The following is a 26046-nucleotide window of genomic DNA, read 5'->3' on the forward strand; positions in this document are numbered from 1 at the left end:
GGCTATGGGCTATCGTCTGGTGATCTGGCCCGTGTCATCGCTGCGGGTGGCCAACAAGGCACAGGAAACGCTCTACGCGACGCTTGCGCGCGATGGCTCCACGCAGGCAATGGTCGGCGAAATGCAGACGCGGGCCGAGCTCTACGATCTCATCGGCCTCAAGACCTTCGAGGCACTCGATGCGTCGATCGTTGCAACCGTGGTTCCGACGCTCGCGGCAGAGTAGTCATTCCTCTTCGGTCGGCATCGCGCAAGTAGAGAATTTTTCTTCTGATGCCGACCGGATTTTCTCCAACGTGACGTTGCCCCTATTTGCCCTCGCTCAGAATTGGACTGTGTTCTCGCTGCGGTCCGTTCTCCTTACGTCTAATATTCGCGTCCACGACAGTCACGCCATGCGGACGTTTTTGTTACCGGCGCCCAACTCTTCGATGATCTGGCTCTTATGCGACTGCAGATGGCGGATTGCATCATCGCGCACGAGTTCGAAGCGTGAGGTGGGAACGGGAATGGAGATCGAATAGATTCCACCTGCGGCATCGCGGAAGCCGATGCCCACGGCACTGATCCCGACGGTGTGCTCCTCGTGATTGAAGCCGATGCCCGTCCGTCGCACCTCCGCGATTTCGGCGAGCACGGCGTCCAGTCGTTTCGTGCCGGGAAGTTCCTTGCGAACCAGGGCCCGTGCTCGCTCGGGTTCGAGCAGAGCAAGGCAGCATTTGCCGTTGGCCGTATTTGTCAGCGGAAAAATGTCACCGACCGCCGAGACCGCCCGCAGCCTGTGCGTTCCCGTCACCTGATCGAGGAAGAGCACCTCGCTCCCGCGCAGCACGGAGAAGTCCACGGTCTCGCCCGTCGCCTGGGAGAGCGCGACGATGTGGGCGCGCACCTGCTCGACGATGTCGATCTTTCCCGAGCGTGAGAGCGCGTGGATCTCCGGCCCGAGGCGGTAGCCGCCCTCGGGACCTGCGGAAATCACCAAGTCCTCCACCAGCAGGGCGTTGACGATCCTCTGCACGGTCGAGCGGGGGAGACCCACCCGGCCTGCGATCTGCGCCAGGCTGAGCCCCGAACGCACGTTCTTCAGCGACCGCAGGACGGCCGCCGCCCGGGCGATCACCTGGATCCCGCCCCCTTCGCGGATGGCCGCTCCATCCTCCGTCATCGCCCGCTCCATGGATGTGTATCGCATTACAATACACATGTATCATTCTGTTTGACCACTCCCTTCCTGCGCCATATCCCGGAAACAACGAAAAAGATCCGCCCTCGCCGAGGGCAAGACGCTGGGAGGCGTTAGATGACTGTCACGATCCGTGGCATCAGATTTCAGTCAAATTTTCACAATGACATGGGACTGAAATTCTATAATCTGTCACACCGGTTCGGATTCCAGTCGCCGAACTGGCCATATTTCCAGGATGTGCAGATCGAACGCATCCATTACATGGCGAAATCTGGTGTTCTGACCCAGCGCATCACCACCACGATGCACAACACGACCCACATCGATGCGCCGGCCCACGTGGTGGAAGGCACGCCCTTCATCGATGAAGTTCCCTTGCCGCATTTCTTCGGCACCGGGATCGTCGTTTCGATCCCGAAGAAGAAGTGGGACCCCATCACCTACGACGACCTTGAGAAGGCCGCAGGGGCGCATGTGCGCCCGGGTGACGTGGTCATCGTCAACACCGGCTGGCACAAGCTCTACGACGACAATGCCGAGTATTTCTGCTACGCGCCGGGCTTTGTCGCCTCGGCCGGCGACTGGTTCGTCGAGAAGCGGGTGAAGGTGGTCGGTCACGATACCCAGGCCAACGACCATCCGCTGGCCACCGCCATCGGCCCCCACCGCAACGGCCCCCTGCATCCCCACCTCGCCGAGGAATACAAGGCGTGGTCCGGCGGCCGGGACTGGAAGGACGATCACCCCGAGTGGGAGCCGGTCCACCGCAAGCTCTTCACCAACGGCATTCTCGGCATCGAGAATGTGGGCGGCGATCTCGATGCCGTCACCGGAAAGCGCGTGACCTTTGCCTTCTTCCCCTGGAACTGGGACCGCGGCGACGGCTGCATCATCCGCCTCGTCGCCATCGAGGATCCCCAGCAGGCCTACCGCATCGAGGCGGGCACCCCCTTCTGAGGCTGTATCCCGACCTGACCCGTTCCGGCATCCAGCCGGGACGGGTCGCACCCTGCAGTGGATGTAGGAGGAGAAGGGCATGACCGCACAGCCAATCATAGCCATTGTCGGCGCCGGCCTCATGGGCCATGGCATCGCCCAGGTATTCGCGGAGCGGGGCCACGAGGTCCGGGTGTTCGACCCGATGCCCGAGGCGCTGGCGTCCCTGCGCGCGCGCATCGGTGCCAACCTCTCCGCACTGGGGCAGGACCCTGCCGCCGCGCAGCGGGTTCTGCCTTGCCAGAAGCTCGCGGACGCCGTTGCCGGCGCTGATCTCATCATCGAGGCGGCGACCGAGAACCTCGACGCCAAGCGCGCCCTGTTCGCCGAGATCGAGGCGTACGCTCCGGCCGAGGCGATTCTCGCCACCAACACCTCCGTCATCCCCATCGGCAGCATCATGGCCGGCCTAGCCCGGCCGGAGCGGGCGCTCGGCACCCATTGGTGGAACCCCCCCTATTTGGTCCCGCTGGTCGAGGTGATCGGGACGGATCGCACCGCGCCGGACATTGTAGCGCGCACCATGGACATCCTCGCGGCAGCGGGAAAGACGCCGGTCCATGTGCGGCGCGACGTGGCGGGCTTCGTCGGGAACCGGCTGCAGCACGCGCTGTGGCGGGAGGCCATCTCCCTCGTGGAAGAGGGCATCTGCGATGCCGAGACGGTGGATACGGTGGTCAAGGCCAGCTTCGGGCTGCGCCTCCCAGTCCTCGGGCCGCTGGAAAATGCGGACCTCGTAGGCACTGACCTGACCCTCGCCATCCACGAGACCATATTGCCCGCCCTCAACCGCCAAGCTGCGCCCTCGGCCTATCTGCGCGATCTCGTCGCGCGAGGCCGGCTCGGCATGAAGTCCGGAGAAGGTTTTCGACGCTGGGGGACGGGGGATGCCGATCAGCTGCGCGCTGCGCTCGTTCACCATCTGAAGGACGCGGTGCGCAAGTTCGGCCAAGGAGAGCCCGGTCAAGGAGATGAAGCGTGAAACGGGCCAACAAGGTCATCATCACCTGCGCCATCACCGGGGGAATCCACACCCCCACCATGTCGCCCGCCCTGCCGTTCACGCCCGAGGACATCGCGGCCCAGTCCATCGCCGCGGCGGAGGCCGGCGCGGCCATCCTCCACCTGCACGCCCGCGATCCGAGGGACGGTCGCCCGACGCCGGACCCGAAGGTCTTCATGCAGTTCCTGCCGGTCATCAAGCAGGCGACCGATGCGGTGCTGAACATCACCACCGGCGGCAGCCTGAATATGAGCGTGGAGGACCGCCTCGCCGCCCCGCTGGCGGCGCGCCCGGAAATGTGCTCGCTCAACATGGGCTCCATGAACTTCGGCATCTACCCGTTGGCGGACCGCTACAAGGACTGGCGGTTCGATTGGGAAGAGCCCTACCTTCGGAGCACCGATGACTTCATTTTCCGCAACACCTTCCGCGACATCGAGCGGATCCTAAAGCTCCTGGGCGAGGAGCACGGCACGCGCTTCGAGCACGAATGCTACGATGTTGGCCACCTCTACAACCTCGCCCACTTTGTGGACCGGGGGCTCGTCAAACCCCCGTTCTTTGTCCAGACGATATTCGGCATCCTCGGCGGCATCGGTCCCGAGATGGACAATGTCCTCTTCATGAAGCGCACCGCAGACCGCCTGTTCGGCGCGGACTATGTCTGGTCGGTGCTTGCTGCAGGGCGACACCAGATTCCGATCGCGACCCAGGCGGTCATGCTGGGGGGAAATGTGCGGGTGGGGCTGGAGGACAGCCTTTTCATCGGCCGCGGACGGCTCGCTGCAAACAATGCCGAGCAAGTGAGGAAAGTCCGCAAGATCTTGGAAGAGCTCGGCCACGAGATCGCAACGCCAAGCGACGCGCGGTCGATGCTCGCCCTCAAGGGAGGTGACCGCGTCGGTTTCTGAAGTGTCGAACAATCATAAAATCTGGGAGGAAGAACATGAAGCAATCAGTGTCGTGCCGGGCGCTTCTGGCCGTGCCCGCGCTCGTCCTCGCTCTTGCGGGTACGGGCAAGCCTGTCGAAGCGGCGGAACCGATCCGCATCGGCGCTATCCTGTCGACCACCGGACCCGGCGCAGGCGCCGGCATCCCGCAGCGCAACGGGTTGCAACTGGCCGTGAAGCTGGTGAACGAGAAAGGCGGCATCGACGGCCGCCCGGTCCAGCTTGTTATGGAGGATGACGGGTCGAGCCCGGACGTCGCGGTCACAAAAGCGAACAACCTGATCTTCTCGCAGAAGGTGCAGGCCATCATCGGCCCGACGTTGACGGCCTCCACCCTCGCCGTGGGCGGTGTCGCCGACCCGGCCAAGATCCCCGTCATGGCCTTCACCGGCCTTGGCGTTCCCATGGAGAAGACCCGGCGCTGCGTGTTCCACATGCTGCCGTCGCAGGACCTCAACGCCCGCGCACTGCTCGAGGTCGCGACCAAGGCGCTGGGCGCGAAGAAACTCGGCGTCCTGCATGATTCCGCCTACGGCAACATCGTGATGACGAAGATCCGTGAGGTGAGCCCCGACTATCCGGTGGAGATCGTGGCGGTGGAAAAGTGGGAAGTGGGCGCCACCGACGCCACGACGCAGGCCGCCAAGGTGAAGGCCGCAGCTCCCGACGCCATCGCCGTCATCGGCAATTCGGCGACGCCCTTCCGCAATGCCCGCCAGATCCGCCTCACCGCGCCGCTCCTCTCGGCTCTCGGCACTGCCACCTATGAGTATGTGAAGGCCATGGGCGATGCGGCGGACAACATCGTCTTCGCCGAATTCCTCGTTGCCGAGGATCCTCTGCCCAGCCAGACCGCGTTCGTGGATGCCTTCCGCAAGGAATACGGGGTGCTGCCCAAGACCATGGAGGCGAGCGCCTGGGATGCCTTCAATGCGGTGGCGGCCGGGCTCGCCAAGGTCGGGCCGGAGGCCCAGCCTGGCGCCCTGTGCGAGGCGATCCGCGGGCCCTTCGACGGCGCCATGGCCCGGTTCGATTTCTCCCAGGAGGACATGACCGGGCTCATGCTCAAAAGTTACGTCTTCTCGAAGCTCGACAAAGGCAAGTTTGTCCGCCTGCCTTTCAAGGCCGGTTCCTGAACCCAAAGAGGGGGACATCCCTTGGCCTTGATGCTCTTCACCCAGGCGCTGCTCGCCGGCGTCACCAACGGCTTCGTCTATGCCCTTGTGGGGCTCGGCATCGCCGTCATCTTCAAGGGTAGCCACGTCATCAACGCCATGCAGGGCGAGCTCGCCGTGGTCGGCGCAGCCACGGCCGTGTTTGCGGCTGACATATGGGGCCTTTCGCTCTGGCTGGCCGTCGTTGCCGGCGCGCTCACGGGGATGGCCATCGCCATCCTCGTCGAGCTCGGCCCGATCCGCGCCCTGTTCGCGCGGCGGGCGCGGGAGGAATCCTTCCTCCTGCTCACGGTGGGCCTCGGCTTCACCTTCTCGGCCGGGGTACTCTATCTGTTCGGACGGGAGGAGCACCTGCTGCCTCCGCTGGGAGACGAGGTCTACGAGGTCTTCGGCGCCATCATCCGCGAACATGCGCTCTGGGTGATCGCCATCTCCGCCGCGCTGATCCTGGCGCTGCGCCTGTTCTACCGGCACACCCATCTGGGTCTCTCGATGATGGCGGCCTCCATCGACCCCGATGGCGCCGCCACCACCGGCATCAATGTCCGCGCCATGCGCACCGCCACCTTCGCGCTGGGCGGCCTGCTGGCGGCGCTGGCTGGCCTCCTCGTCGCCCCGCTCATCGGCGTCGGCTACCAGATGGGGCCGCTGCTCACGCTGAAAGGCTTTGCCGCGGCCATCCTCGGCGGCCTTTCCAATCCGCTCGGGGCGCTGGTGGGAGGCCTCGTCATCGGCATCCTCGAGGCGATGTCCATCGTCTTCGTCTCATCCGGGATGAAGGATGCGGTCGCCCTCACCTTGCTCATAGTCATCATGATCTTCGTTCCGGATGGAATCCTCGGCCGCGCCGGCCGCAAGGGAGGCTGAGCCATGCTGCCGAACAAGACCTCTCTGGCCCCGCCCGGAATTGCCGGCGAGCTGCCGGCGCAACGGCTGCGGACCGCCCGCCCGTCGGCGGCCACCTTGTCCGTTCTTGCATTCGGAGCCGGCCTGTACCTCATCCTGCCGCTGGTTCTGGAACGCCACGCCGTGGATCTCCTGGTGTTCTGCGGGCTCTATGCCATCGCCGGCGCAGGGGTCGGCTTCCTCCTCGGGCAGGGCGGGATCGTCAATCTCGGCCAGGCGGCGTTCTATGGTATCGGCGGCTACGCCAGCGCCTATTGCTCGGCGCGGCTGAACTGGCCGGCGCCAGCGGGGATCGCCATCGGCATCGTGCTTTCGATGGCCATCGCCGCGCTCATCGGCCGGCCGATCCTGCGGCTGTCGGGTTACTTCCTGGCGCTGGCGACCCTCGCGCTCGGCATCATCTGCACCAACATCTATTTCGAGGCGGACTTCATCACCGGCGGCACGCTCGGCGTGCCAGGCGTGCCGAAGCTGGCGATCGGCGGCTTCGTCTTCGATACGCCCGAAAGGTACTATTATCTGGTCTGGCCGATCGCCTTCGCCATCATCCTTGCCATGCACAATCTGATGGGCAGCCGCATCGGCCTTGCCCTGCAGGCCATGCGCGACGCTCCGGATGCGGCCATGGTGATGGCCATCGACAACGCCCGGCTGAAGCTCTGGATCTTCATGCTGTCGAGCGGGCTCGGCGCGCTGTCGGGCAGCCTGTTCGCCCATTATGTGGGGTTCGTGAACGTGGACAGCTTCGGCGTGGACAAGTCGATCCTGTTCCTGCTCGTCCCGGTCATCGGCGGCGCCTCTGTTCCGGCAGGTGCGATCATCGGTGCCCTGTTCATCGGCCTCGTGCCGGAACTGCTCAGCGCTCTGGGCGACATCCACCGCGTCCTCTTCGGGCTCGCGCTTGTCGCATCCGTGGTGTTCTTCCCGGATGGCCTGTGGGGTCTCGGACGCGGCCTGATCGAGCTGACGAGGCGCAGGTCCGGCGCCGCTGACCGCGGGGAGACCATGCCATGACCCTTGCTCCCCGCATTGCCCCCGACGCGCCCGAAGCTCCGCTGCTGGAGCTGAAGGCCATCGCCCACCGCTTCGGCGGCTTCCAGGTGCTTCACGACGTGAGCTTTACGGCTCCGCCGGTGGGCATTACGGGACTGATGGGCCCCAACGGCTCCGGCAAGACGACCTTGTTCAACATCATCTCCGGCTTCCTGACGCCCACGTCGGGCGCAGTGCTGTTCGATGGGCGGGACATCCGTGCCGAGAGCGTGCGCCGGCGAAGCCTCGACGGCCTGGTGCGCACCTTCCAGACGCCGAAGATATTCGAGCGACTGACCGTCGCTGAGAATGTGATGGTGGGCGCATTCAAGTCCGGCCGTTCGGGTTTCTTCGCCGGCCTTGCCGGCCTCCCCTCGGTGCGGCGCGAAATGTCGGACATGCGCGCGCAGGCTTACGAGACCGCGCAGCGTTTCGATCTTGGCGCCGTCTTCGACCGGCCCTCGCCGCTGCTGACCGCCGGCCAGCGCCGTCTGCTGGAACTGGCGCGGGCCTATCAGGGCCGGCCGCGCCTCCTGATGCTGGACGAGCCCTCCTCGGGCCTCACCACCACCGAGATCGAGGTGCTCATCGCGAAGCTGAGGCTCCTTGCGGACGAGGGGATCGCCATCCTGCTCGTCTCGCACGACATGGAACTGATGGGCGTGGCGCAAGCCATCCACGTGCTGAATTTCGGGCGGATCATCGCCTCGGGCACCATGGCGGTCGTCCAGGAGGATACGGCCGTGCGCGAAGCCTATCTGGGGGTGTGAGATGTTGAGCGTGAAGGGCCTCTGCGCCGGCTACGGCGCGCTGACAATCCTCAAAGGGATCGATCTCGGCATCGGCAAGGGAGAAGTGGTCGGTCTCGTGGGGGCCAACGGTGCCGGCAAGACAACGCTGGTGCGCACGCTGGCGGGTCTCCTGCCCGCGCGGGACGGCGAGATCCGCCTGGGCGGCAAGGACATCACCCGTATCCCGCCGCATCTGCGCAGTGGGTTCGGTCTCGCCGTGGTGCTTGAGAACCGGAACCTCTTCGGCGAGCTGACGGTGCGGGAAAATCTGGCCCTGGCCGAGCGGGCAGGCCGGGGACGCCGGCGCGTGTTCACCCTGGAGCGGATCGTCGATCTTTTCCCTGCGGTGGGCGAAAAGCTGTACGTGCGATGCGACCTGCTCAGCGGAGGCCAGCAACAGCAGGTCGCCATCGGCCGCGCGCTTCTCCTCCAGCCGGACATCATGTTGATGGACGAGCCCTCCACCGGCCTTGCCCCGAAGGTGGTCAAGGACATCCTGGATGTTCTCGGCCGGCTACGCGCCGACGGCATGAGCATCATTCTGGTGGAGCAGAACATCGCCATCGCGTCGAGCGCAACCAGCCGGGCCTATGTGATGGCGATCGGGCGGGTCGCCCACGAGATCGGCGAAGGCGATTGGCCCCGCTTTATGGCCGACGAGAAGCTGGTGAGCGCCTATCTGGGCCATCATCAGGGGGCGGCCCACCAGTAAGGCAGCAGGTCCGGCCATGCCACCAACTCTGCATGCGTACCACCCCATCCGGGCGGAGCCGGCCCGGAGGCGCTCCGGCAGGTGCGGCGACAGGGGGCTCGCGCCCCCCGTTCAGGCGTAGCGGGAGAGGGCGAGGTCGCCGGCCTCGATGGCGGGGCGGCGGCCGTCGATGAGATCCGCCAGCACCGCGCCCGAGCCGCACGCCATGGTCCAGCCCAGCGTGCCGTGGCCGGCGTTGATGTAAAGGTTCGAGCAGGAGGTGGCACCGATGATCGGCGTGCCGTCCGGCGTCATGGGCCGCAGGCCGGTCCAGAAATTGACCTCCCGCGTATCCGCGGCCCCGGCGAACAGGTCGCCTACCGAATGCAGCAGGGTGCCGCGGCGCGCGTCGTGAAGGTCGCGGTTGAAGCCGGCGATCTCCGCCATGCCGCCCACGCGGATGCGGGAGCCGAGGCGAGTGATGGCCACCTTGAAGGTCTCGTCCATCACGGTGGAGATGGGCGCGCGGGCCTCGTCCACGACCGGCATGGTGATGGAATAGCCCTTCACGGGATAGATGGGCAGCCGGAGCCCGAGCGGCGCCAGCAGCGCCGGCGTATAGCTGCCCAGCGCGGCGATGAAGAGATCGCCGGCAATGTCACCCGTTCCGGTCTCGACCGCCGTCACCTTGCCCGACGCGCGCTTCAGCCCGCGGATGTCCACGCCGAAGCGGAACGTGACGCCGAGCCCCCGGCACAGGTCCGCCAGCGCCTCGGTGAACTTGAAGCAGTCGCCGGTCTCATCGCCCGGCAGGCGCAAGCCGCCGACGATGCGCTCCGCCGCCTCACCCAGCCCCGGCTCGGCGGCGATGCAGCCGGCACGGTCCAGCACCTCGAACGGCACGCCGTCGGCACGCAGCACCTCGATGTCCTTGGCGATGGCATCGATCTGCTTTTGCGTGCGGAAGACCTGCAGGGTGCCCTGCATGCGCTCGTCATAGCGGATGCCGGTCTCAGCCCGCAGGTCGGCGAGGCGATCGCGGCTGTATTCCGCGAGGCGCACCATGCGGCCCTTGTTCACCTTGTAGCGTTCGGCGGTGCAGTTGCGGAGCAGGGCCAGCATCCAGCGCCAGGTGGCGGCATCGGCGGTGGGATGCAGGATCAGCGGCGCGTGCTTCATGAACAGCCACTTCATCGCCTTCACCGGCACGCCGGGCGCGGCCCAAGGCGAGGAATAGCCGGGTGAGACCTCGCCGGCATTGGCGAAGCTCGTCTCCAGCGCCGGTCCGGGCTGGCGGTCGATGACCGTGACCGAATGGCCGGCCTTCGCGAGATAGTAGGCAGAGGTGACGCCGATGACGCCGGCTCCGAGCACGACGATGTTCATGTGAGTTCTCTTTGCGATGTGTTGGCGCGCCGTCAGCGATAGCGGCGGTGATAGCGGCGGCCGAGCTGGGTGAGCAGCTCGTAGGAGATGGTGCCTGCGGCGGCGGCGAGATCCTCAAGGCTCTGATGGGGGCCGATCAGCTCCACCAGCGCGCCCTCGGCCAGCGCGCCTTCCGGCAAGGCGGTCGCATCGACGATGAGGCTGTCCATGGACACGCGGCCGACCATGGGTAGGCGCACCCCCTCGAACCACGCCGCGCCCCGGTTGCCGAGGCAGCGCGGCAGGCCGTCCGCATAGCCCACCGCGAGAGTGGCAAGGCGCATGGTGGCCGGTGCCACGAAGGCGCCGCCATAGCCGATGCGGGCACCGGCCGGCACGGTCCGGGTCTGGATCACCCGAACATCGAGCCGTACCACCGGACGCATGGGATTCTTGCCGGCCGCCGTGGGCGCCCCGCCATAGAGCGCGATGCCCGGCCGCGCCAGCGCTCCGTGATAGTCCGCGCCGAGGAAGGCGCCGCTGGAATTTGCAAAGGACACCAGCGCATCGGGAAACGCCGCCGCGATGGTCCGCAGAACCCGCAGCTGGTCGTCATTCTGCGGATTGTGGGGCTCGTCCGCGCTGGCGAGATGGCTCATGATGGCAAGGATATCGAGGCCCTCCGCGAGGCCTTCGCGGACAACGACACCAGCCTCCTCCTGCGCCATGCCGAGGCGGGACATGCCGCTGTCGAACTGCAGCACGGCGGGCAGCTTTTCGCCCCGCGCCGCCGCTGTCCGCGCCCAGCGCTCCAACTGGTCGAGGCTGTTGATGACCGGAACGATGCCAGCCGCCGCGCACGTCCCCTCGGAACCGGGCATGAGGCCGTTCAGCACGTAAAGGCGGAGCGGCGCGAGGCCTCGCGCGCCATACTTATCGCGCACCGCGGGCAGCAGCTCCAGCGCTTCGCCCAGATGGGCGACGAAGAAATCCCGGCAGCCGGCGGCGATCAACTCGGGGACCACATCGAGCGCACCGAGACCATAGGCATTCGCCTTCACCACCGCGGCGGCCCGCGCGGGCGCCACCTGCGCACGCAGGCGGCGGTAGTTGTCCGCCAGCGCTCGGCAATCGATGGTCAGCACGCCACCGGCGGCTGCGCTCGTGTCGAAATGTGAGATCGTGCCGTGCATCGTCCGCCCTCTTGCGACCGACAACAAGGCTAGCGCAAGGACTGCGCACAATCCGGGCTTTATGTGCGCGATAGCTGCGATATGATCGTATCAACGCAACATTTTGGCATGAACTCGAAGAATCACGCATGCGCAGTCTGGACGCCATCGACCATGCCATCATCCGCCAGCTGCTGCTGAACGCGCGCATCAGCACCACGGACCTTGCGGCGGAGGTCGGCCTCTCGCCGTCCTCCTGCCTGCGGCGCATCCGCCTTCTGGAAACCAGCGGCGCCATCAAGGGCTACACGGCCATCGTCGACCGCACCTCCCCGGACGCCGGCATGTCGGTGATGGTGGACATTACCCTCGAACGGCAGACGGAAGACTTCCTGCGCCGGTTCGAGAGCGCCGTCCGCAAATATCCGGAGATCCGGGAGTGTTACCTGATGACCGGAGGCGCCGATTATCGCCTGCGGGTCGAAGTGGAGACCGCCGGGGATTTCGAGCGGGTGCATACGGATATTCTCTCCACGCTGCCGGGCGTGCTGCGCATCCATTCCAGCTTCGCCATCCGCAACGTGCTCGCCACCCGCGCTCGTCCTCGGCGCAGCGGAACCGCCTGAGAACGCCCCTACAACGCCCGCGCTCAGGTGTGGCGAGCGGAGGCGCGCATGTCGCCGCTCGTCCAGGCCGGATCTCACGGCGCAATCGGGGCAGAGCGGTGTTACCGCGCCACCAATCCCATGGGAACATCGCGCGAGGTCATGGCGCCGAGGACGAAGGCGAGGTTGGCCGCCGCGGCCAGAGAGGCGGCGTGGGCATCCGAGCGGGCCTGGCGGGCAACGAGAAGACCGCTGTCCGCAGCCGTGGCCACCGATATGTTGCCCACCCCCGCCTTGTAGGCGGAGAGCGCCGCGTCGTAGGTGACGGCTGCGGCGTCCGCGAGGGCGCTTGCCGCGCGGTAGGAGGCGAGCGCCGAGCGCAGCGTATTGGCGCTGGCGACGATCTCGCGGGCGGCCGTGTCCCGCACCTTCTCGAAGCCCGCTTCGGTCGCCGCGGCGAGGGACTGCGCATTCTGCACCTGCGCCGCCCTGAGCCCGCCGTCGAAGATGGGCACGGTCGCCCCGACCATCACGCCCGACGCCGAGGAGATCTGCCCGATGTTCGGCAACCCGGACGCCGACAGGCTGGTATTGCCGGTGGCGGCCACGGCGCTGAGATAAACCTTGGGCAGGAATTCCGCCTGCGCTGCGGCGATGCCCGACTGGCTCGCCTTCATCGCTGAGAAGGAGGCGAGCACGTCCGGCCGGCGGGCAAGGGCGGCCTCGATCATTTTCTCCGTCGGCGTCCCGATGCTCTCGGGCAGGCTGCGCCCAGTCGCCGGCCGCACCCGGATCTGCGTGACCGGGCTCACCCCCACGGCGCCGAGCAGCACCTGATAGGCATCGCGCTCGCCACCCTCGGCCTGCACGAGGGCAAAGCGCGACTGCGCCATCTGCTGGCGCGCCTGCGCCACCTCCACCGTGTTCCCGATGCCGTTCTTCAGCCGCGCCTCCGCCGCATCGAGAATGTCGCGGCTGTTGGCGAGGGTCTGGGTGGCGGCGTCGACCCGGCTGCGCGCGGCGCCGTAGAGGAAATAGCTGCGCGTGACATCGTAGATGATCTTCTGATGGACGCCGTTGAACAGCACGTTGGCGGCGTTGGAATTTTCCTTCGCCGTCTGGTGCAGCGCGCTGCGCTGGCCGAAGTCGAAGACGAGCCACTGAAGCGCCACCTGCGGCGAAAGCCCGGAAACCGAGCTCTGCACCTGATTGACATTACCTATGGTGAGGGGCAGCGGATTGGTGAAGCTCTGGTAGCCGCCGATCACGTTGGCGGTGATGAGCGGCACATAGGTCGCCTCCACCATGCCCGCCGCCAGCGCCGCCTGCCGGGCCTGCTGCCAGGCGATGCGGGTGGCGGCGTTCTGGCTCTGGGCGAGATCGATCAGCTCGGCGAGGCCGTAGGTCCTGCCCGGCGAGATATCGGGCGTCGGCTTCAGCAGCGCTGCGGCGGGCTCGGGGGGCACGGCGAAATTCGGCGCCGGTGTTGTGGATGCCGAAGTCGCTCCCGTGCCCGTGGCCGCGGCCCTATCGTCCGCCGCGGGCGCGGAAGCCGGCGCCTCGGCTTGCCTGGGTGTCCAGGGCTGCGCGGGATCGGCCGGCGCGCTGTCGAGCGCGTTGAGGGCGCAGGCCGCCAGCAGCATGCACGCCAGCATCAGGAGCGCGTGGCGCGCGATATCCTTGAGGACCGTTGGCTGTGGGCGAGGTGGCTGACGCATCATTCCGTCACCCTGCCGCCAGCCGTTCGATGCGACGCACAAGCACCGCGAGCACGCCGGGATCGCCCTCTGCCTCGCTCCTGTCGGGCAGGTCCCCGCCGCTGCCCCGGGCGACCTCTTCCGCGGCGCGGGCGAAGTGCGCCGAGATCTCCGGCGAGGACGCTCCGGCGAAGAGGAGAACCGGCAGCGCCGCGCGCACGTCCGCGATCAGTGCGTCGAGACGCGCGATCCTTACCCGCGCCGGGCGCAGCCACGCCGGCTCGAACGGCAGCAGCAGCAGTTGCTGCCGCGCCTTCTCCGCCTCGGTCTCCACGAGAGACGCGTCGTCCACCGCCTGCGCGCGCTCCCCAGGCTCCCGTGCCGCGAGCCGCGCGAGCGCGTCGAGAGCCCGCGACAGCCGAGCCCGGACGTCGAGGACGGCGCTCTTCGGCCAGATGCCGGTGAAGATGAGATAGACCACGAGATTGCCGAGCAGGATGCCGACGATGCGATCGCGCCCCGCCGACATGTCGAGGCTCGGTGCGAACCCGTTGAGGATGGTCAGCAGGAAGGCGAGCCCAACCTGCACGCCGGCGTATGAGATGCGCTCGTTGCCCGACGAGATCCAGGCCGCCGGGAGGATGCCGAGGAAAACCAGCACCATCAGCCCACCCACCGATTCCAGGTGGGGGATGACGAACAGGATGGAGAAGAAGCCCAACCCGGCGCCGAGGAGGCATCCGGAGATGCGCAGCGCCAGCTTGTGGACAGTCTCCGCCGTCGTTCCGAGGGCCGCCACGTAGCAGGTGATCATCGCGGTGTGGATGCCCTGCCAGCCGATCAGCGAATAGGTCAGGTAGCAGATGATCGCCGCCGCCGTCGTCTTCAGGGCATAGCGCTGGTAGTCGGGATTGGTGAAGGCGTCGACCGCGAGGAAGGGGGGCTTGGGCGCCACCGCGCGGGTGCCGCCGTCCGCCCGGGCAAGGCCGGCGAGCGCCGCCGTCACGGCGGCTTGGGCGGCGGACACCGGCGTCTGGTCCACCGGGGTCTCGGTCTCGGGCGCGGCATCCGTCTGCGGCGCCTCGGGTCGCCGGCCCGCGCTGACGTGCCCGGCGGCCTTGCGGCAGTGATCGGCGAGCTGGGCGCGCGTCTCTTCCATCATCCCGGCCGGCAGGGCGGCGACGGCGAGCAGCAGCTGGTAGCTGGTGCGCGCGGCCCCCGACAACCACGTCACCTCGGCGGAGGGAGCGGTGTGGAACAGGCGGGCCAGCATCACTTTCTGGCCGTCGGCGCTTATGCCTTCGGCGAAGGGCGCCGCGAGCCGTCCCGGTGCGGCCGCCGGCGACAGCGCCAGGGCATCGGCGGCCGCCACCAGGCGTTCAGCAACCGTCCTGCGCAGCAGCCGGTGGGGCGGGGTGCCGAGCACGATGTTGAAGACGATCATCAGCGCCATCGGCATGGCTGCCATCTGCCAGGCATAGAGCAGGCCGCGCGTCGCGATCTCGCCCGCCGGAAGCTGGTCCACAAGGGTCAGTACGAAGGCGATGACGAGGCCGATGATGGAGCCTATCTCGCCCAGCTGCGAGGCTGCGCCGAGGAACACGAAGACGAAGGAGAGGAGCGCCAGAATCGCGATGCGCAGCATCGGATTGTCAGCCGTCGCCGCGATCAGGGGGGCCATGGCGAGCACGACAATGCCGGCGAGAATGATGAGGCCGATGCCCTGCCCGACGCACTCCGCTCCGTCGGGCCGCGCGATGAAGATCACGAGATAGCAGCCGATGGCGGCTTCCGGCACCTTGTAGAGCATCGCCACGGCAGCCACGAGCGCGCACAGCAGCGCCACGCGCCATGCCAGTCCGAAGCGGCCCGGAAAGGGCAGCAGATCGCGCCACGCCTGGCGCGCCATGGCCGGCCACGGCCGGTCAGCAGCGGCTGCCATGATGCACCGTCGCTGTGGCGGAGGCTCCGATGCGCATGAGGCCTTCGGGCGGATCAATGAGGCGGATGCGCACCGGGAAACGCTGGGCGACACGCACCCAGTCCAGCGACTTCGGCACGATGGGCATCGTCCGCGGCAGCTTGATGAGCTCCTCCGACGCGACGCCCCAGCCAATCCCCTCCACCCGGCCGCTGATGGGTCGGTCGCGGTCCGCCAGCGCATAGACGGTGGCGCAATCCCCGGGGGCGATCCGTGGCAGCTCGGTCTCGAGGAAGGCGGCGGAGACGTACCATGCCCCGGTGTTGATGAGGGTGAAGATCGACTGGCCGGAGATGACGAACTCGCCCGGCGATACGGCGAGGCCCACCACCTTGCCGTCGAACGGTGCGCGGACCTCGGTATCGGCGAGCGCCCTCTGCGCCAGCCCCAGCGCCGCCCGTCGCGCGTCCACCAGGGCCGCGGCGGCTGCCGCGTCGCTCACGAGGGCATCGGCCGCCGCCTGCTGGTGCAGGGCCTGCCGGAGGGAGATTTCGGCGTCTCGCTTGGCGGTGGCGGCATCGTCCACCTGCTGGGCGCTCACATAGCCCTTGGGCCTAAGCGCCTCCAGCCGCGAGAGGGTCTGGCTGGCAAGATCCAGGTTGGAGCGGGCGCGCGCCACCTGCTCCTGCGCGATCACGGCGTTTGAGCGCGCGGCCGACACGGCGCGCTCCCGGTCCGCCAGCGCCGCCTCGGCGATCCTGAGGTCCGCGGCAGCCTGCTCGGCCTGCAGCTTGTAGGAGGTGGCATCGAGCGCGAACAGGAGCGCGTCCTTGCCTACGCTGCCATTGTCCTTCGCCTCGATCCGCGCGATGCGTCCCGGAACGGCGGGCGCGACGTTGACCGTATCGGCGGTGACGACCGCGTCCTGGGAGAGGGGATTGAGTTCGGCATTGCGGACATAGCGCCAGCCGAACACCACGGCTGCCGCCACCGCGACGAGGCTGACGACGACACCGACCGCGCGCCGGGGATGGGCCTGCTCCGACTCTTCCACGACCTACCGCCCGAAGCTGACAATCGAGACCAGGAAGCCGATGCCCGCCGCCACGCAGACATAGACGGCCAGACGCGCCGGAATCACGTCGTCGATGCCCAGGCGGACCAGCACCACCCGCACCAGCAGCGCCCCGAGGATTCCGATGACGGCGCACAGCAGCCAGGACGGAAAGTAGGCGCCGAAAAAGGGAATGGAAGGCGCGCCAGCCGGCACGCAGCCGCCGAGCGCCATGGCCATGACGACGGTGACGGGGAGGCTTTTCATGCCGCCGATGCCCCTGCCGATATCGCGGATCAATCGATGGGACACTCGGGACGATCCTCCGCCACTGAACCCGCACAGGGATGGAGGTCGCCTCGAGGCGGTATTCCCGTGCGTCGTCCCATCTTCAAGTCTTAACAAACGGTTAACGGTAAATCAAACGGCAAAGACGGCGAAGCGCGGTTGTACGCGGCCTTTGCGCGCGGCACGAAATATGCCACCAAATGTCGTGCCCCGCACGGTGCGAGGCTTCAGCTTCGGGGGAACCGCCGGCATGTGCACAGCGCTCGTCTACAGCGACTCAGCCGGGCGGAAGTACCTCGGCCGTACGCTCGAGCTGACCGTCGAGCTGCCGTACGAGCTGGCCTACTTCCCGGCCGGCTTTTCGGTAAGCTCGGAGGTCTCCGGCCATCCGTCTCTCGCCTATACGCTCGATCACGCCTTTCTTGCCATCACCATGCCCTGGCGGCTGCCGACGCCGGAGGCGCCGCTCGGCATCGCGGACCTGAAGGTCATCGAGGGGTTGAACGACAAGGGCGTCACCTTCAGCGTGCTGTCCTACCCGTCTGCCGCGGGCCGAGGGCAGGCGGTGGAGATGACGCGCGCCGTGCTCGCCGCCTCCGACCTCGGCAGCTGGGTGCTGGGCCGGTTCGCGTGCGTCGCGGAGGTAAAGGCGGCGCTCGGCACGCAGCCGGTCGTCCTGGAGGCCCTGTCCATTCTGCAGGGGGCGGTCTCGCCCTTCCATTATGTGGTGAACGATGCATCGGGCGCCTCGCTCGTGATCGAGTTCCACAAAGGCGAGATGCAGCTCTACGACAACCCCGTCGGGGTGATGACGAACGGTCCCCGCTTCGACTGGCACCTGACCAATCTCGACAACTACACCTTCCTCAGCAACGTCGATCGCTCGGCCGCCACCTTCGGCGGCTACGAGGCGCGCCAGCCGGATTCCGGCATCGCCACGGCCGGCCTCCCCTCCTCGAGCACCTCGGTCGGGCGCTTCGTGCGGGCCGTCTATTATGCGCAGTTCGCCGAGAAGGCCGACACGCCCGATGCGGCGGTCTGCGCGCTCGCCCACATGATGAACAATTTCGATCGGCCCCGTGGCATCTCGATCGATTCTTCCGGCGGCGGCCATATGGAGGTGGCTGGCCTCCAGGAAGATGGGGCCCACCCCTACGCCACGGAATTTACCTGCTGGACCAGCCTTTCGGACCTTGGCCAGCGGCTGTTCTTCGTGCGCGACTACGCCGGCATGAACTACACGCGCCTCGACCTCGGCGCGCTCGCGGGCGTGGACGCCCCGAAGGTCATCCCGCTGCGCCGGCTCAGCGGGCTTCCGGCGGATGCCACCGGGGCCCTCAGGGACGCGTAGTCCGGTCCACGAGCGGACAGGAGGCCAGCGTGGCCGGCGCGGCATCAGCGCTGGTCCCAGCCCGCCGCTTTTCCCGCCATCGTCGGCGGGATGCATCGGTGTGAACCGCCCCGCTTCATCGCGGCGGTCCGGTGCGTCATGGCAACCGCAGCTCGCAACAGCTGAGCCCCCGACACCCAGCGCCTTGCGAAGGCGGGCATCACGCCCGCCGGCGGCAGCGTCGGTGACAGCTAGGGCATTGCTTGCGCCAGACGATCAACGGCCGCGACAAGGCCGAAGTCCCTCAAGCCGCTCGACAATGAGGACATGGCCCGCCTTTTGCCGGCACGGCGACGCGGGAGTCCACTTGATCCCCATACGCCCGAATTCCGCCCGGCTGCGCATCTCGGACCCCGAGAAGGGATGGCCTGCCGACGCTGCTTCCACGCCAGCTAACGCCCCGGGCGAATGGAAACATCCGCCGGCACCACGGCCGTTCCGCGCCATTCGGGCGCCGCTACGGCTCTCTTGACAATAAACTATATAGCGTTTTATCTTTCACTACATATCACAAATGCTATTCGCCGCGCCGGCGTCCCGTTCGGACACTGTCGAAGGCGAAACCAGAGCCGGAACAACGAGGGGGCCGATGAACGCTGCCGCCATGCATCCGAAAGACCAGACGTATCCGCCTTCACAAACGAGGCCATTGCTGGAGGTGTCCGGGGTCACGCTCCAGTACAAGACCCGCGATCTGCTCGTCACGGCCACCCGCGACGTGAGCTTCGAAGTCTATCCGGCCGACCGCTTCGTGCTGCTCGGCCCTTCCGGCTGTGGCAAGTCCACCCTGCTGAAAGGTGTCGCCGGCTTCCTGAAACCGGTAGCGGGCTTCATGCGGCTGAACGGCCAGATGATCGACGGCGCCGGCCCCGACCGCATGATGGTGTTCCAGGACTTCGACCAGCTGATGCCCTGGAAGACCGTGCTGGAGAACGTGATGTTCCCCATCCTGGTCAGTCGCCGCTTTCCCCGCGCCGAAGCCCGTGCGCGGGCCATGGCCAGCATCACGAAGGTCAAGCTCGGCAAGTTCGCCGATGCCTATCCGCACATGCTGTCAGGCGGCATGAAGCAGCGCGTGGCCATCGCCCGTGCCATGGCCATGGAGCCCGCCATCCTGCTGATGGACGAGCCCTTCGCCGCCCTCGATGCCCTGACGCGTCGCCAGATGCAGGACGAACTGCTGCAACTGTGGGACGACACCCGCTTCACCGTCCTGTTCGTCACCCACTCCATCGAGGAGGCGATCGTGGTCGGCTCGCGCATCCTCGTGCTCTCGCCCCATCCCGGCCAGGTGAAGGCGGAGCTGAACGCCCACCAATACGGGCATGACCACCAGGGCGGCAGCGATTTCATGGCCCTGTCCCAGAAGATCAACACCATGCTTTTCGCCGAGGGGCACCATGGCTGAAATCACCCCCTTGCCGGTCGCCCGGCTGTCTCCGCCGATCCGGCCGGAATTCGAGCGGACCACTCCCCCCGTGAGCGATGCGGCCGAGATCGAGCGCCCGCTCTCGCTCTGGGAGCACCTCGCGAACATGGAGGGGGTCAGGCGCGGTGCCATCGTCGTGGCGCTGATGGTGGCCTGGCAGGTCTATGCCATCTGGCTCTCCAACCCGCTGATGTTCCCCACGCTGACGGATACCCTGCGCGCCTTGTGGGATGGCCTCATCCACGGCGTCCTGCTCCAGCGCATCGGCGCCACGCTCCAGGTGCTCATGACGGGCTATGCCATCGGCATCGCCCTTGCGGCCATGCTGACCACCTTCGCCGTCTCCTCGCGGCTGGGCGCCGACCTTCTGGCCACCCTGACCGCCATGTTCAATCCCCTGCCCGCCATCGCCCTCCTGCCGCTGGCGCTGCTGTGGTTCGGACTTGGTATTCCGAGCCTCGTCTTCGTCATCGTGCATTCCGTGCTCTGGGCTGTGGCCCTCAACACGCTGACGGGCTTTCTGGGCGTCTCCGAAACCCAGCGGCTGGCCGGCCAGAACTACGGCCTGCGCGGCGTGCGCTACGTGGCGCTGATCCTGATCCCGGCCGCCTTCCCCTCGATCCTATCCGGATTGAAGATCGGCTGGGCCTTCGCCTGGCGCACGCTGATCGCGGCGGAGCTGGTGTTCGGCGTGTCCTCGCGCTCGGGCGGGCTTGGCTGGTTCCTGTTCGAGAAACGCAACCAGCTGGAGACCGATCAGGTCTTCGCCGGGCTCACCTGCGTCATCATCATCGGCCTGCTGGTGGAAGGACTGATCTTCCGCACCATCGAGGCCCGCACCATCCGCCGCTGGGGCATGAGCCGCGGCTGACCTCACCCTGCACATACAACCCAAGGAAAAGAGCAGTCCCATGCGTATTCGCCTTCTCGGCACAGGCACGCCCACGCCGTCCCTGCGCCGCATGTCCTCCGGCTATGTGATCGAGACCGGCAACGACGTGATCGTCATGGACCACGGCTTCGGCGCCCATCATCGCCTGCTGGAGTTGGGTATCCCCGCGACCAAGGTGACCCACCTCTTCTTCTCCCACCTGCACTATGACCATTGCGGCGACTATGGCCGCCTGCTCCTGACGCGCTGGGACCAGGGCGCCGACCGCATCCCCGAGCTGAAAGTGTTCGGGCCGGCGCCCATCGCCCACATCACCGAGCGCCTGTTCGGGCTCGATGGCGTGTACAATGCGGATCTGGTGGCGCGCACGTCGCACGGTTCGAGCCTCGATCTGTTCAAGGCCCGCGGCGGCACCCTGCCCCGGCCGCGCCCTGCCCCCGAGGTCACGACGCTTTCGCCCGGCGACGTCATCAAGGGGGATGGCTGGACGCTGGAGACGGATCAGGTGAACCACTTCCAGCCCTTCCTCGTGACCCTCGGCTACCGCCTGACGACGCCCGAAGGCGTCTTCGTCTATTCCGGCGACAGCGGGCCGGCGGAGAGCATGCACGTGCTGGCAAGGGATTGCGACGTGCTCGTGCACATGTGCCACTACCTCTCCGGCACGAACTACAGCCCCGATTTCTCGCACAGCTGCATGGGGCACATGGAGCTTGCGGAGCTGGCGCGCGCCGCCCGGGTGAAGAACCTTGTCCTCACCCACATCACCGAGCAGTTCGACCGGCCCGGCCTCAGGGAGCGGGTGGTCGCCGACATCTCGCGTGTCTATGGCGGCAACATCTTCTTCGGCGAAGATCTCATGGAAATCCCGCTCAAGGGACCGCAGAACGACCGCCTGCTCTGAGGCATTGAAAATGGGAACGCGGCGCCTGCGGGCGTCGCGTTTCATCGATCACCAAACGAGACGCCGAACTGGCGCGGAACCTTCCAGACAATGAGGGGATCCAGATGAAACATTTTGCCCGGCTGGCCGCATTGGCCGTCGCTCTTGCCGCCAGCATCGCCCCGCCCCTCGCGAGGCCCGCCGCGGCGGCCGAGGTGCGTGTCGTGAGCGGCCTCGGCCTGTGCTATTTGCCCATGATCGTCGCAGCGGAAAACAAGCTGATCGAAAAGCATGCGGCAGCCCTCGGCCTGCCCGATGCCAAGGTGGTCTACACGCAGCTGACCAGCGGCCCGGCCATCACCGATGCGCTGATCTCCGGCAATGCCGACATCGCCATGGCCGGCACGTCGGTGATGCTCAATCTGTGGGACAAGACGGTGAAGTTCGCCCCCGTCAAGGGGATGATGGCGATCTGCGATTCCCCGATCTATTTCAACACCATCGATCCCGCGATCACATCCATCAAGGACTTCAAGCCCACCGACCGGATCGCCATGGCCGCCGGCAAGGGCACGCAGCATGCGCTGATCCTGGAGATGGCCACCGCCCAGGCCTTCGGCTTCGACCAGCGCAACAAGTTCGACACGCTGGCCATCACCATGTCCCATCCCGACGGCGTCGCCGCGCTGCTCTCGGGCGGGGCCGTCGCCAGGACGCATGTGACGACTGTGCCCTTCATCCAGATGGAGCTCGCCAATCCGAATGTGCGCACCATCCTCAGCTCCTATGACGTCACCGGCGGCGCCAACACGCTGATCACCGCCTATGCCAATGACAAGTGGCGGGCGGCCAATCCCAAGCTCTACGCCGCCACCTATGCGGCGCTGACCGAGGCGATGGGCCTCATCGCCGCCGACAAGACCGCGGCGGCGGAGGCGTTCAAGCGGTTCGACAATTCGAAGCTGTCGGTGGCCGAGATCGTGGCGATCCTGAATGATCCGAACATGATGACCTTTTCGCCGACGCCCCGGAAGGTGATGGTCTTCGCGCAATACATGCACAAGACCGGCCTGCTGAAGAACCTGCCGACCTCATGGAAGGACGTATTCTTCAGCAACGTCCACGATCTGCCCGGCGATTGACCCCTCGTGGCGGGCACCGGACACGCCACGTGCCGGCGCCTTGCCTCGTTGGGGGAATGTCAGTACCACCGCCCTCTCACCTGCGTTCGGAATCTCCCATGACAAAGCCTCGGGTTCCGCGTGCGACGCACGACAAGGCAGATGCCGCGACCAAGGCTCCGGCGTCCCAGGCGGGCCACGACTTCTGGCGCCGCTTTGCGCCGAAGGACCCCGGCCAGTCCCCCAAATACCTCCAGCTGCGGGACGCGGTGCTGGCGGGAATTCGCGAGGGATACTGGAGCCTTGGCGACCGCCTGCCGCCGGAGAAGGATCTGGCGCTCGCCACCGGGCTCAGTCTCGGCACGGTGCAGAAGGCCTATCGCGAATTGGTGCAGGACGGGGCGGTGGATCGCAAGCAGGGGCGGGCCGGCAGCTTCGTCAATCGCGAGCCGCGCCAAGTGGACACGGTCTGGCACTTCCTGTTCAGCGACGAGCGGCGCGAGAACTTCTTTCCCGTCTTCCCCCAGGTGGACCGCATTCACCGGCACAGGAGCCGCGGGTCCTGGAACATGCACATGCAGTGGGTGGAAGACGAAGTGGTCGAGATCGACCGCATCGTCGACATCGGCCACGAATTCCTCGTCTACAGCCAGTTCATCATTGATGCGCGGGTTTATGACCAGGCGCGCAAGGACAAGCGGACGGCACTGGAAGGCGTCAACCTGCGCCGTGAGCTGAACCTGACGGTCCAGCGCATGACCTATGACATCCGCATCGAGCCGCTACCGCGCGACATCTGCTCCAAGATCGGAGTGGAAGCCAAGACCATCGGCATGGTAGTGGAAATCTTCAGTTCGGCGAGCCCGGCGCATTACGGCTCGTTCCAGCGCATCTTCGTCCCGCGCACCCAATTCTTCATGCGCATCGACAGCCAGGCGCCCCGGTCCGCGTGAAAGCTCCCCTCAGGCGAGGGCGGAGACGCGGCGGCGGCGTCCTGTGACCGGCAAAGGCGGCGACCGGGAGCTATCCCAGATAGCTCTCGATCACTGCCCGGTCGCGGCGCAGTTCGTGGGCCGGTCCGCTGAGGGCGACGCGCCCGCGCTGCAGCACATGGGCCTCGTCTGCGGTATCGAGCGCGAGCAGGGCGAGCTGCTCCACCAGCAGCACGGCGAGACCATCGTCGGCAAGGCTGCGCAGCGCCTTGAGGATGGTCGTCACCACCTGCGGCGCGAGCCCGAGGGACGGCTCGTCCAGCAGCAGCACCTTCGGCCGCATCATCAGCGCCCGGCTCACCGCGAGCATTTGCTGCTCGCCGCCGGAGAGGTTGCCGCCGAGGATGTGCTGGCGCTCCTTCAGCACGGGGAAGCGCGCGAACTCCCGCTCCAGCCCCTGCGCAATGGTGTCGGCGTCGAGACCGGCCACGCGGTCGGCGCCAATCACCAGATTGTCGCGCACAGTCAGGCCGGGAACGATCTGGCGCCCCTGAGGCACATGCACCAGTCCCGCGCGCGCCAGAAGATGAGGCTTGATGCCGGCGGTCGGCATGCCGCCGAAGCGGATCGCCCCGGAGCGCGGGGTGACAATGTTGGAGAGCGTGCGCAACAGCGTGGTCTTGCCCGCGCCATTGGCGCCGATCACCGTCACCAGCCGCCCCTGCGTCAGCCGCAGGGAAACGTCATGCAGGATCCCGACCGGACCGATGGCGACATCGATGTGATCGACCTCGATCATGCCGCATCCTCCACGGCGCCGAGATAGGCGCGAATGACGTTGGGGTCCTTCTGCACCTCAGCCGGCGTGCCGCAGGCGATCCGGTTGCCGAAATCGAGCACGGTGACGCGATCGGCAAGGCCCATCACGAACTCCATGTTGTGCTCCACCAGCAGCACGCTGATGCCGGCGTCCCGGAGCTTTCCGACGATACGCGCAACCTCCCGCGCCTCCTGCGGGTTCACGCCCGCCACCGGCTCGTCCAGCAGCAGGATGGCGGGCTTCTGGGCGATGGCGCGGGCCAGCTCCACCAGCTTGCGGTGCCCATAGGACAGGTCCTTGGGCTTCATGTCCGCAAGGGTGCCGATGCCGAGGAAAGCGAGGATGGAGGCAGCCTCCGCCCGCTCGCGGGCCTCATGGCCCTTGCCACCGAGAAAATCGAGCACGTCGGCAAGGAGGCCGCGGCGGCGCTCCATTCCCAGCATCACGTTCTCCAGCACGCTCACGCCCTGGATGAGCTGAAGGTTCTGGAAGGTGCGCACGAGGCCGAGGCGCGCGCGGCGATGCGCCGGCAGTTGGGTCACGTCCGAGCCGCCGATCAGGATGCGGCCGGCAGTTGGCGCATAGAGGCCCGCCACCACGTTGATGAAGGTGGACTTGCCGGCCCCATTCGGGCCGATCAGCGCATGGACCGTACCGGGCTCGACCGAGAGCGTTGCGTCGCGCAGCGCCACGACGCCCGCATAGCTCTTGGTCACGCCCTCCACGTCGAGCCGCCCGGCGGCCCGGCCGCGTGCAGCAAGGGCCGGAAGGAAGGCCGAAACGGCATCCGCCGCGACGCCGCTCTTCGCCCGCCGCCGGCCGAACAGGCCGATGGCGCCTTCGGGGAAGAGGAGCAGCACCACCAGCAGGATGCCGCCATAGAGCATGAGCCCGATATCGTGGACGGCGGCGATGGCTTCGGCGATGCCGATCAGGATCGCCGTTCCGAGCAGGGGCCCCGCCGAACGCCCCAGCCCGCCGATGACGGTGGCGATCAGCAGCGAGATCGTGAGGCGGATGTTAAAGGCATCGGAGGAGACGAACCCGCTCTGGTGAGCAAACAGCACGCCCGCCAGTCCCGCCAGCGCCGCACTGGCCGCAAACACACCGATGCGCCAGAGCGGCACGTTGAGCCCGACCGTCGCGGCGAAGGATTCGCTTTCCTTCACCGCATTGAGACGGCGGCCGATGGAGGAGCCGAACACATAGTCGCTGGCGATCTGCACCAGCAGCAGCAGGCCGGCGGCTAACCAGAAGAAATAGGTTGGCCCCATGCGGAAATTGCCGAAGTCGACCTGCGGCACGCCCATAAGGCCCATGGTTCCACCGGTCACGCTCACCCAGCGCTGGGCCACGATCTCGACGATGAAACCGAAAGCGAGCGTCGCCATGGCGAGGTAGAGCCCCCGCGTGCGGAGCGCCACCGCCCCCACCAGCAGCCCCACGACGAGGCAGGCGGCGAGCGCCATCGCCATGGAGACGGTGAGCGGCCAGCCATAGGTGGTGGCAAGGATGGCGGAGACGTAGGCACCCACAGCATAGAAGCCGCCGTGACCGAGCGACATCTGCCCGGAGAGCCCCAGCAGGATGTTGAGGCCGATCACCGCGATGGCGGTGTAGGCGAAGGTCTGCCCCACATGGACGAAGAAGGGGTTCGGAGCGACCAGCGGGAATATCGCGATGGCGGCGGCGGCGAGGCCATAGACGGCAAGGCGGGGAATGCGTGGCATAAGGCTTGGCATCTGGG

The 26046-nt window shown here is 67.0% G+C and carries 24 protein-coding genes and 1 pseudogene; 16 read left to right on the top strand and 9 right to left on the bottom strand.

Annotated features, from left to right (window positions below; all coding sequences use genetic code 11):
- Positions 1 to 226, top strand: a pseudogene (locus V5F74_RS23810) (methylisocitrate lyase); the annotation flags it as partial.
- 162 nt (positions 227 to 388) lie between these two features.
- Here V5F74_RS23810 and V5F74_RS23815 read toward each other — a convergent pair.
- Positions 389 to 1177: an IclR family transcriptional regulator gene (locus V5F74_RS23815; RefSeq protein ID WP_394010192.1), complete on the bottom strand. Its 789-nt coding sequence runs from the start codon at positions 1175 to 1177 to the stop codon at positions 389 to 391.
- Positions 1178 to 1351: 174 nt separating this feature from the next.
- Here V5F74_RS23815 and V5F74_RS23820 point away from each other — a divergent pair, with 174 nt between their 5' ends.
- The 8 genes from V5F74_RS23820 to V5F74_RS23855 all read left to right on the top strand — a co-directional run bounded on the left by V5F74_RS23820 (position 1352) and on the right by V5F74_RS23855 (position 8751).
- Positions 1352 to 2143 carry a cyclase family protein gene (locus V5F74_RS23820; RefSeq protein ID WP_394010193.1) on the top strand — a complete coding sequence of 264 codons (792 nt, stop codon included), beginning with the start codon at positions 1352 to 1354 and terminating at the stop codon, positions 2141 to 2143.
- 79 nt (positions 2144 to 2222) lie between these two features.
- Positions 2223 to 3164 carry a 3-hydroxyacyl-CoA dehydrogenase family protein gene (locus V5F74_RS23825; protein WP_394010194.1) on the top strand — a complete coding sequence of 314 codons (942 nt, stop codon included), beginning with the start codon at positions 2223 to 2225 and terminating at the stop codon, positions 3162 to 3164.
- On the top strand, positions 3161 to 4096 hold the full coding sequence (locus V5F74_RS23830) for a BKACE family enzyme (RefSeq protein ID WP_394010195.1): 936 nt from the start codon (positions 3161 to 3163) through the stop codon (positions 4094 to 4096). The genes V5F74_RS23825 and V5F74_RS23830 overlap by 4 nt, the downstream gene beginning before the upstream one ends.
- A gap of 35 nt (positions 4097 to 4131) precedes the next feature.
- Complete coding sequence (locus V5F74_RS23835) at positions 4132 to 5271, top strand: ABC transporter substrate-binding protein (RefSeq protein WP_394010196.1); 1140 nt, start codon at positions 4132 to 4134, stop codon at positions 5269 to 5271.
- A gap of 30 nt (positions 5272 to 5301) precedes the next feature.
- Complete coding sequence (locus V5F74_RS23840) at positions 5302 to 6177, top strand: branched-chain amino acid ABC transporter permease (RefSeq protein WP_394010291.1); 876 nt, start codon at positions 5302 to 5304, stop codon at positions 6175 to 6177.
- A 3-nt stretch (positions 6178 to 6180) separates the two neighbouring features.
- Positions 6181 to 7230: a branched-chain amino acid ABC transporter permease gene (locus V5F74_RS23845; RefSeq protein ID WP_081837612.1), complete on the top strand. Its 1050-nt coding sequence runs from the start codon at positions 6181 to 6183 to the stop codon at positions 7228 to 7230.
- On the top strand, positions 7227 to 8018 hold the full coding sequence (locus V5F74_RS23850) for an ABC transporter ATP-binding protein (protein WP_081837611.1): 792 nt from the start codon (positions 7227 to 7229) through the stop codon (positions 8016 to 8018). Before V5F74_RS23845 ends, V5F74_RS23850 begins: the two co-directional genes overlap by 4 nt.
- A 1-nt stretch (position 8019) precedes the next feature.
- Positions 8020 to 8751, top strand: coding sequence for an ABC transporter ATP-binding protein (locus tag V5F74_RS23855; RefSeq protein WP_029557382.1), 732 nt, complete (start codon positions 8020 to 8022; stop codon positions 8749 to 8751).
- A 111-nt stretch (positions 8752 to 8862) separates the two neighbouring features.
- On the opposite strand, the gene V5F74_RS23860 is transcribed toward V5F74_RS23855, so the two are convergent.
- Positions 8863 to 10116 carry a D-amino acid dehydrogenase gene (locus tag V5F74_RS23860; protein ID WP_029557381.1) on the bottom strand — a complete coding sequence of 418 codons (1254 nt, stop codon included), beginning with the start codon at positions 10114 to 10116 and terminating at the stop codon, positions 8863 to 8865.
- Between the two features lie 32 nt (positions 10117 to 10148).
- Positions 10149 to 11288, bottom strand: a complete 1140-nt coding sequence (alr, locus tag V5F74_RS23865; RefSeq protein WP_394010197.1) for an alanine racemase — start codon at positions 11286 to 11288, stop codon at positions 10149 to 10151.
- A 128-nt stretch (positions 11289 to 11416) separates the two neighbouring features.
- Between alr and V5F74_RS23870 the strand changes: the two genes are divergently transcribed.
- Positions 11417 to 11893 (top strand): Lrp/AsnC family transcriptional regulator, encoded by a 477-nt coding sequence (locus V5F74_RS23870; protein WP_024280136.1) that lies wholly within the window; start codon positions 11417 to 11419, stop codon positions 11891 to 11893.
- Between the two features lie 101 nt (positions 11894 to 11994).
- On the opposite strand, the gene V5F74_RS23875 is transcribed toward V5F74_RS23870, so the two are convergent.
- The 4 genes from V5F74_RS23875 to V5F74_RS23890 all read right to left on the bottom strand — a co-directional run bounded on the left by V5F74_RS23875 (position 11995) and on the right by V5F74_RS23890 (position 16844).
- Positions 11995 to 13338 (bottom strand): TolC family protein, encoded by a 1344-nt coding sequence (locus tag V5F74_RS23875; RefSeq protein WP_051679437.1) that lies wholly within the window; start codon positions 13336 to 13338, stop codon positions 11995 to 11997.
- A gap of 259 nt (positions 13339 to 13597) precedes the next feature.
- Positions 13598 to 15511, bottom strand: a complete 1914-nt coding sequence (locus V5F74_RS23880; protein ID WP_081837610.1) for an FUSC family protein — start codon at positions 15509 to 15511, stop codon at positions 13598 to 13600.
- Entirely contained in the window at positions 15495 to 16544 is a 1050-nt protein-coding gene (gene mdtN / locus V5F74_RS23885) for a multidrug transporter subunit MdtN (protein WP_029557377.1), read from the bottom strand. The genes V5F74_RS23880 and mdtN overlap by 17 nt, the downstream gene beginning before the upstream one ends.
- 3 nt (positions 16545 to 16547) lie before the next feature.
- Positions 16548 to 16844 carry a YtcA family lipoprotein gene (locus tag V5F74_RS23890; protein ID WP_374250664.1) on the bottom strand — a complete coding sequence of 99 codons (297 nt, stop codon included), beginning with the start codon at positions 16842 to 16844 and terminating at the stop codon, positions 16548 to 16550.
- 238 nt (positions 16845 to 17082) lie between these two features.
- Between V5F74_RS23890 and V5F74_RS23895 the strand changes: the two genes are divergently transcribed.
- The 6 genes from V5F74_RS23895 (at position 17083) to V5F74_RS23920 (ending at position 23500) form a co-directional block, all read left to right on the top strand.
- Positions 17083 to 18183, top strand: coding sequence for a linear amide C-N hydrolase (locus tag V5F74_RS23895; RefSeq protein WP_394010198.1), 1101 nt, complete (start codon positions 17083 to 17085; stop codon positions 18181 to 18183).
- 643 nt (positions 18184 to 18826) lie between these two features.
- Positions 18827 to 19630: an ABC transporter ATP-binding protein gene (locus V5F74_RS23900; RefSeq protein WP_155982456.1), complete on the top strand. Its 804-nt coding sequence runs from the start codon at positions 18827 to 18829 to the stop codon at positions 19628 to 19630.
- Positions 19623 to 20522 (top strand): ABC transporter permease, encoded by a 900-nt coding sequence (locus tag V5F74_RS23905; protein WP_024280143.1) that lies wholly within the window; start codon positions 19623 to 19625, stop codon positions 20520 to 20522. Before V5F74_RS23900 ends, V5F74_RS23905 begins: the two co-directional genes overlap by 8 nt.
- Before the next feature lie 40 nt (positions 20523 to 20562).
- Positions 20563 to 21447 (top strand): MBL fold metallo-hydrolase, encoded by an 885-nt coding sequence (locus V5F74_RS23910; protein WP_394010199.1) that lies wholly within the window; start codon positions 20563 to 20565, stop codon positions 21445 to 21447.
- A 104-nt stretch (positions 21448 to 21551) separates the two neighbouring features.
- The gene (locus tag V5F74_RS23915; protein ID WP_394010200.1) at positions 21552 to 22568 is read left to right on the top strand and encodes an ABC transporter substrate-binding protein; all 1017 of its coding nucleotides are present in this window, start codon (positions 21552 to 21554) and stop codon (positions 22566 to 22568) included.
- A gap of 98 nt (positions 22569 to 22666) precedes the next feature.
- Positions 22667 to 23500, top strand: coding sequence for a GntR family transcriptional regulator (locus V5F74_RS23920; protein WP_394010201.1), 834 nt, complete (start codon positions 22667 to 22669; stop codon positions 23498 to 23500).
- Positions 23501 to 23570: 70 nt separating this feature from the next.
- Here the strand turns inward: V5F74_RS23920 and V5F74_RS23925 are convergent, their stop codons facing one another.
- Together V5F74_RS23925 and V5F74_RS23930 are read right to left on the bottom strand one after the other, a co-directional pair.
- Positions 23571 to 24278, bottom strand: coding sequence for an ABC transporter ATP-binding protein (locus V5F74_RS23925; protein WP_394010203.1), 708 nt, complete (start codon positions 24276 to 24278; stop codon positions 23571 to 23573).
- Positions 24275 to 26041 (bottom strand): branched-chain amino acid ABC transporter ATP-binding protein/permease, encoded by a 1767-nt coding sequence (locus tag V5F74_RS23930; protein ID WP_394010204.1) that lies wholly within the window; start codon positions 26039 to 26041, stop codon positions 24275 to 24277. Before V5F74_RS23930 ends, V5F74_RS23925 begins: the two co-directional genes overlap by 4 nt.
- Between the last annotated feature and the right edge of the window lie 5 nt (positions 26042 to 26046).

The sequence above is a fragment of the Xanthobacter aminoxidans genome, from assembly GCF_043193615.1.
Classification (GTDB): Bacteria; Pseudomonadota; Alphaproteobacteria; order Rhizobiales; family Xanthobacteraceae; genus Xanthobacter; species Xanthobacter aminoxidans.

Bases quoted from the DNA above. Each gene is read 5' to 3' on its own strand.
- V5F74_RS23815 (WP_394010192.1), bottom strand. From the start codon at position 1,177: ATGGAGCGGGCGATGACGGAGGATGGAGCGGCCATCCGCGAAGGGGGC.
- V5F74_RS23820 (WP_394010193.1), top strand. From the start codon at position 1,352: ATGGGACTGAAATTCTATAATCTGTCACACCGGTTCGGATTCCAGTCG.
- V5F74_RS23825 (WP_394010194.1), top strand. From the start codon at position 2,223: ATGACCGCACAGCCAATCATAGCCATTGTCGGCGCCGGCCTCATGGGC.
- V5F74_RS23835 (WP_394010196.1), top strand. From the start codon at position 4,132: ATGAAGCAATCAGTGTCGTGCCGGGCGCTTCTGGCCGTGCCCGCGCTC.
- V5F74_RS23840 (WP_394010291.1), top strand. From the start codon at position 5,302: ATGCTCTTCACCCAGGCGCTGCTCGCCGGCGTCACCAACGGCTTCGTC.
- V5F74_RS23845 (WP_081837612.1), top strand. From the start codon at position 6,181: ATGCTGCCGAACAAGACCTCTCTGGCCCCGCCCGGAATTGCCGGCGAG.
- V5F74_RS23850 (WP_081837611.1), top strand. From the start codon at position 7,227: ATGACCCTTGCTCCCCGCATTGCCCCCGACGCGCCCGAAGCTCCGCTG.
- V5F74_RS23855 (WP_029557382.1), top strand. From the start codon at position 8,020: ATGTTGAGCGTGAAGGGCCTCTGCGCCGGCTACGGCGCGCTGACAATC.
- V5F74_RS23860 (WP_029557381.1), bottom strand. From the start codon at position 10,116: ATGAACATCGTCGTGCTCGGAGCCGGCGTCATCGGCGTCACCTCTGCC.
- alr (WP_394010197.1), bottom strand. From the start codon at position 11,288: ATGCACGGCACGATCTCACATTTCGACACGAGCGCAGCCGCCGGTGGC.
- V5F74_RS23870 (WP_024280136.1), top strand. From the start codon at position 11,417: ATGCGCAGTCTGGACGCCATCGACCATGCCATCATCCGCCAGCTGCTG.
- V5F74_RS23880 (WP_081837610.1), bottom strand. From the start codon at position 15,511: ATGGCAGCCGCTGCTGACCGGCCGTGGCCGGCCATGGCGCGCCAGGCG.
- V5F74_RS23895 (WP_394010198.1), top strand. From the start codon at position 17,083: ATGTGCACAGCGCTCGTCTACAGCGACTCAGCCGGGCGGAAGTACCTC.
- V5F74_RS23900 (WP_155982456.1), top strand. From the start codon at position 18,827: ATGCATCCGAAAGACCAGACGTATCCGCCTTCACAAACGAGGCCATTG.
- V5F74_RS23905 (WP_024280143.1), top strand. From the start codon at position 19,623: ATGGCTGAAATCACCCCCTTGCCGGTCGCCCGGCTGTCTCCGCCGATC.
- V5F74_RS23910 (WP_394010199.1), top strand. From the start codon at position 20,563: ATGCGTATTCGCCTTCTCGGCACAGGCACGCCCACGCCGTCCCTGCGC.
- V5F74_RS23915 (WP_394010200.1), top strand. From the start codon at position 21,552: ATGAAACATTTTGCCCGGCTGGCCGCATTGGCCGTCGCTCTTGCCGCC.
- V5F74_RS23920 (WP_394010201.1), top strand. From the start codon at position 22,667: ATGACAAAGCCTCGGGTTCCGCGTGCGACGCACGACAAGGCAGATGCC.
- V5F74_RS23925 (WP_394010203.1), bottom strand. From the start codon at position 24,278: ATGATCGAGGTCGATCACATCGATGTCGCCATCGGTCCGGTCGGGATC.
- V5F74_RS23930 (WP_394010204.1), bottom strand. From the start codon at position 26,041: ATGCCAAGCCTTATGCCACGCATTCCCCGCCTTGCCGTCTATGGCCTC.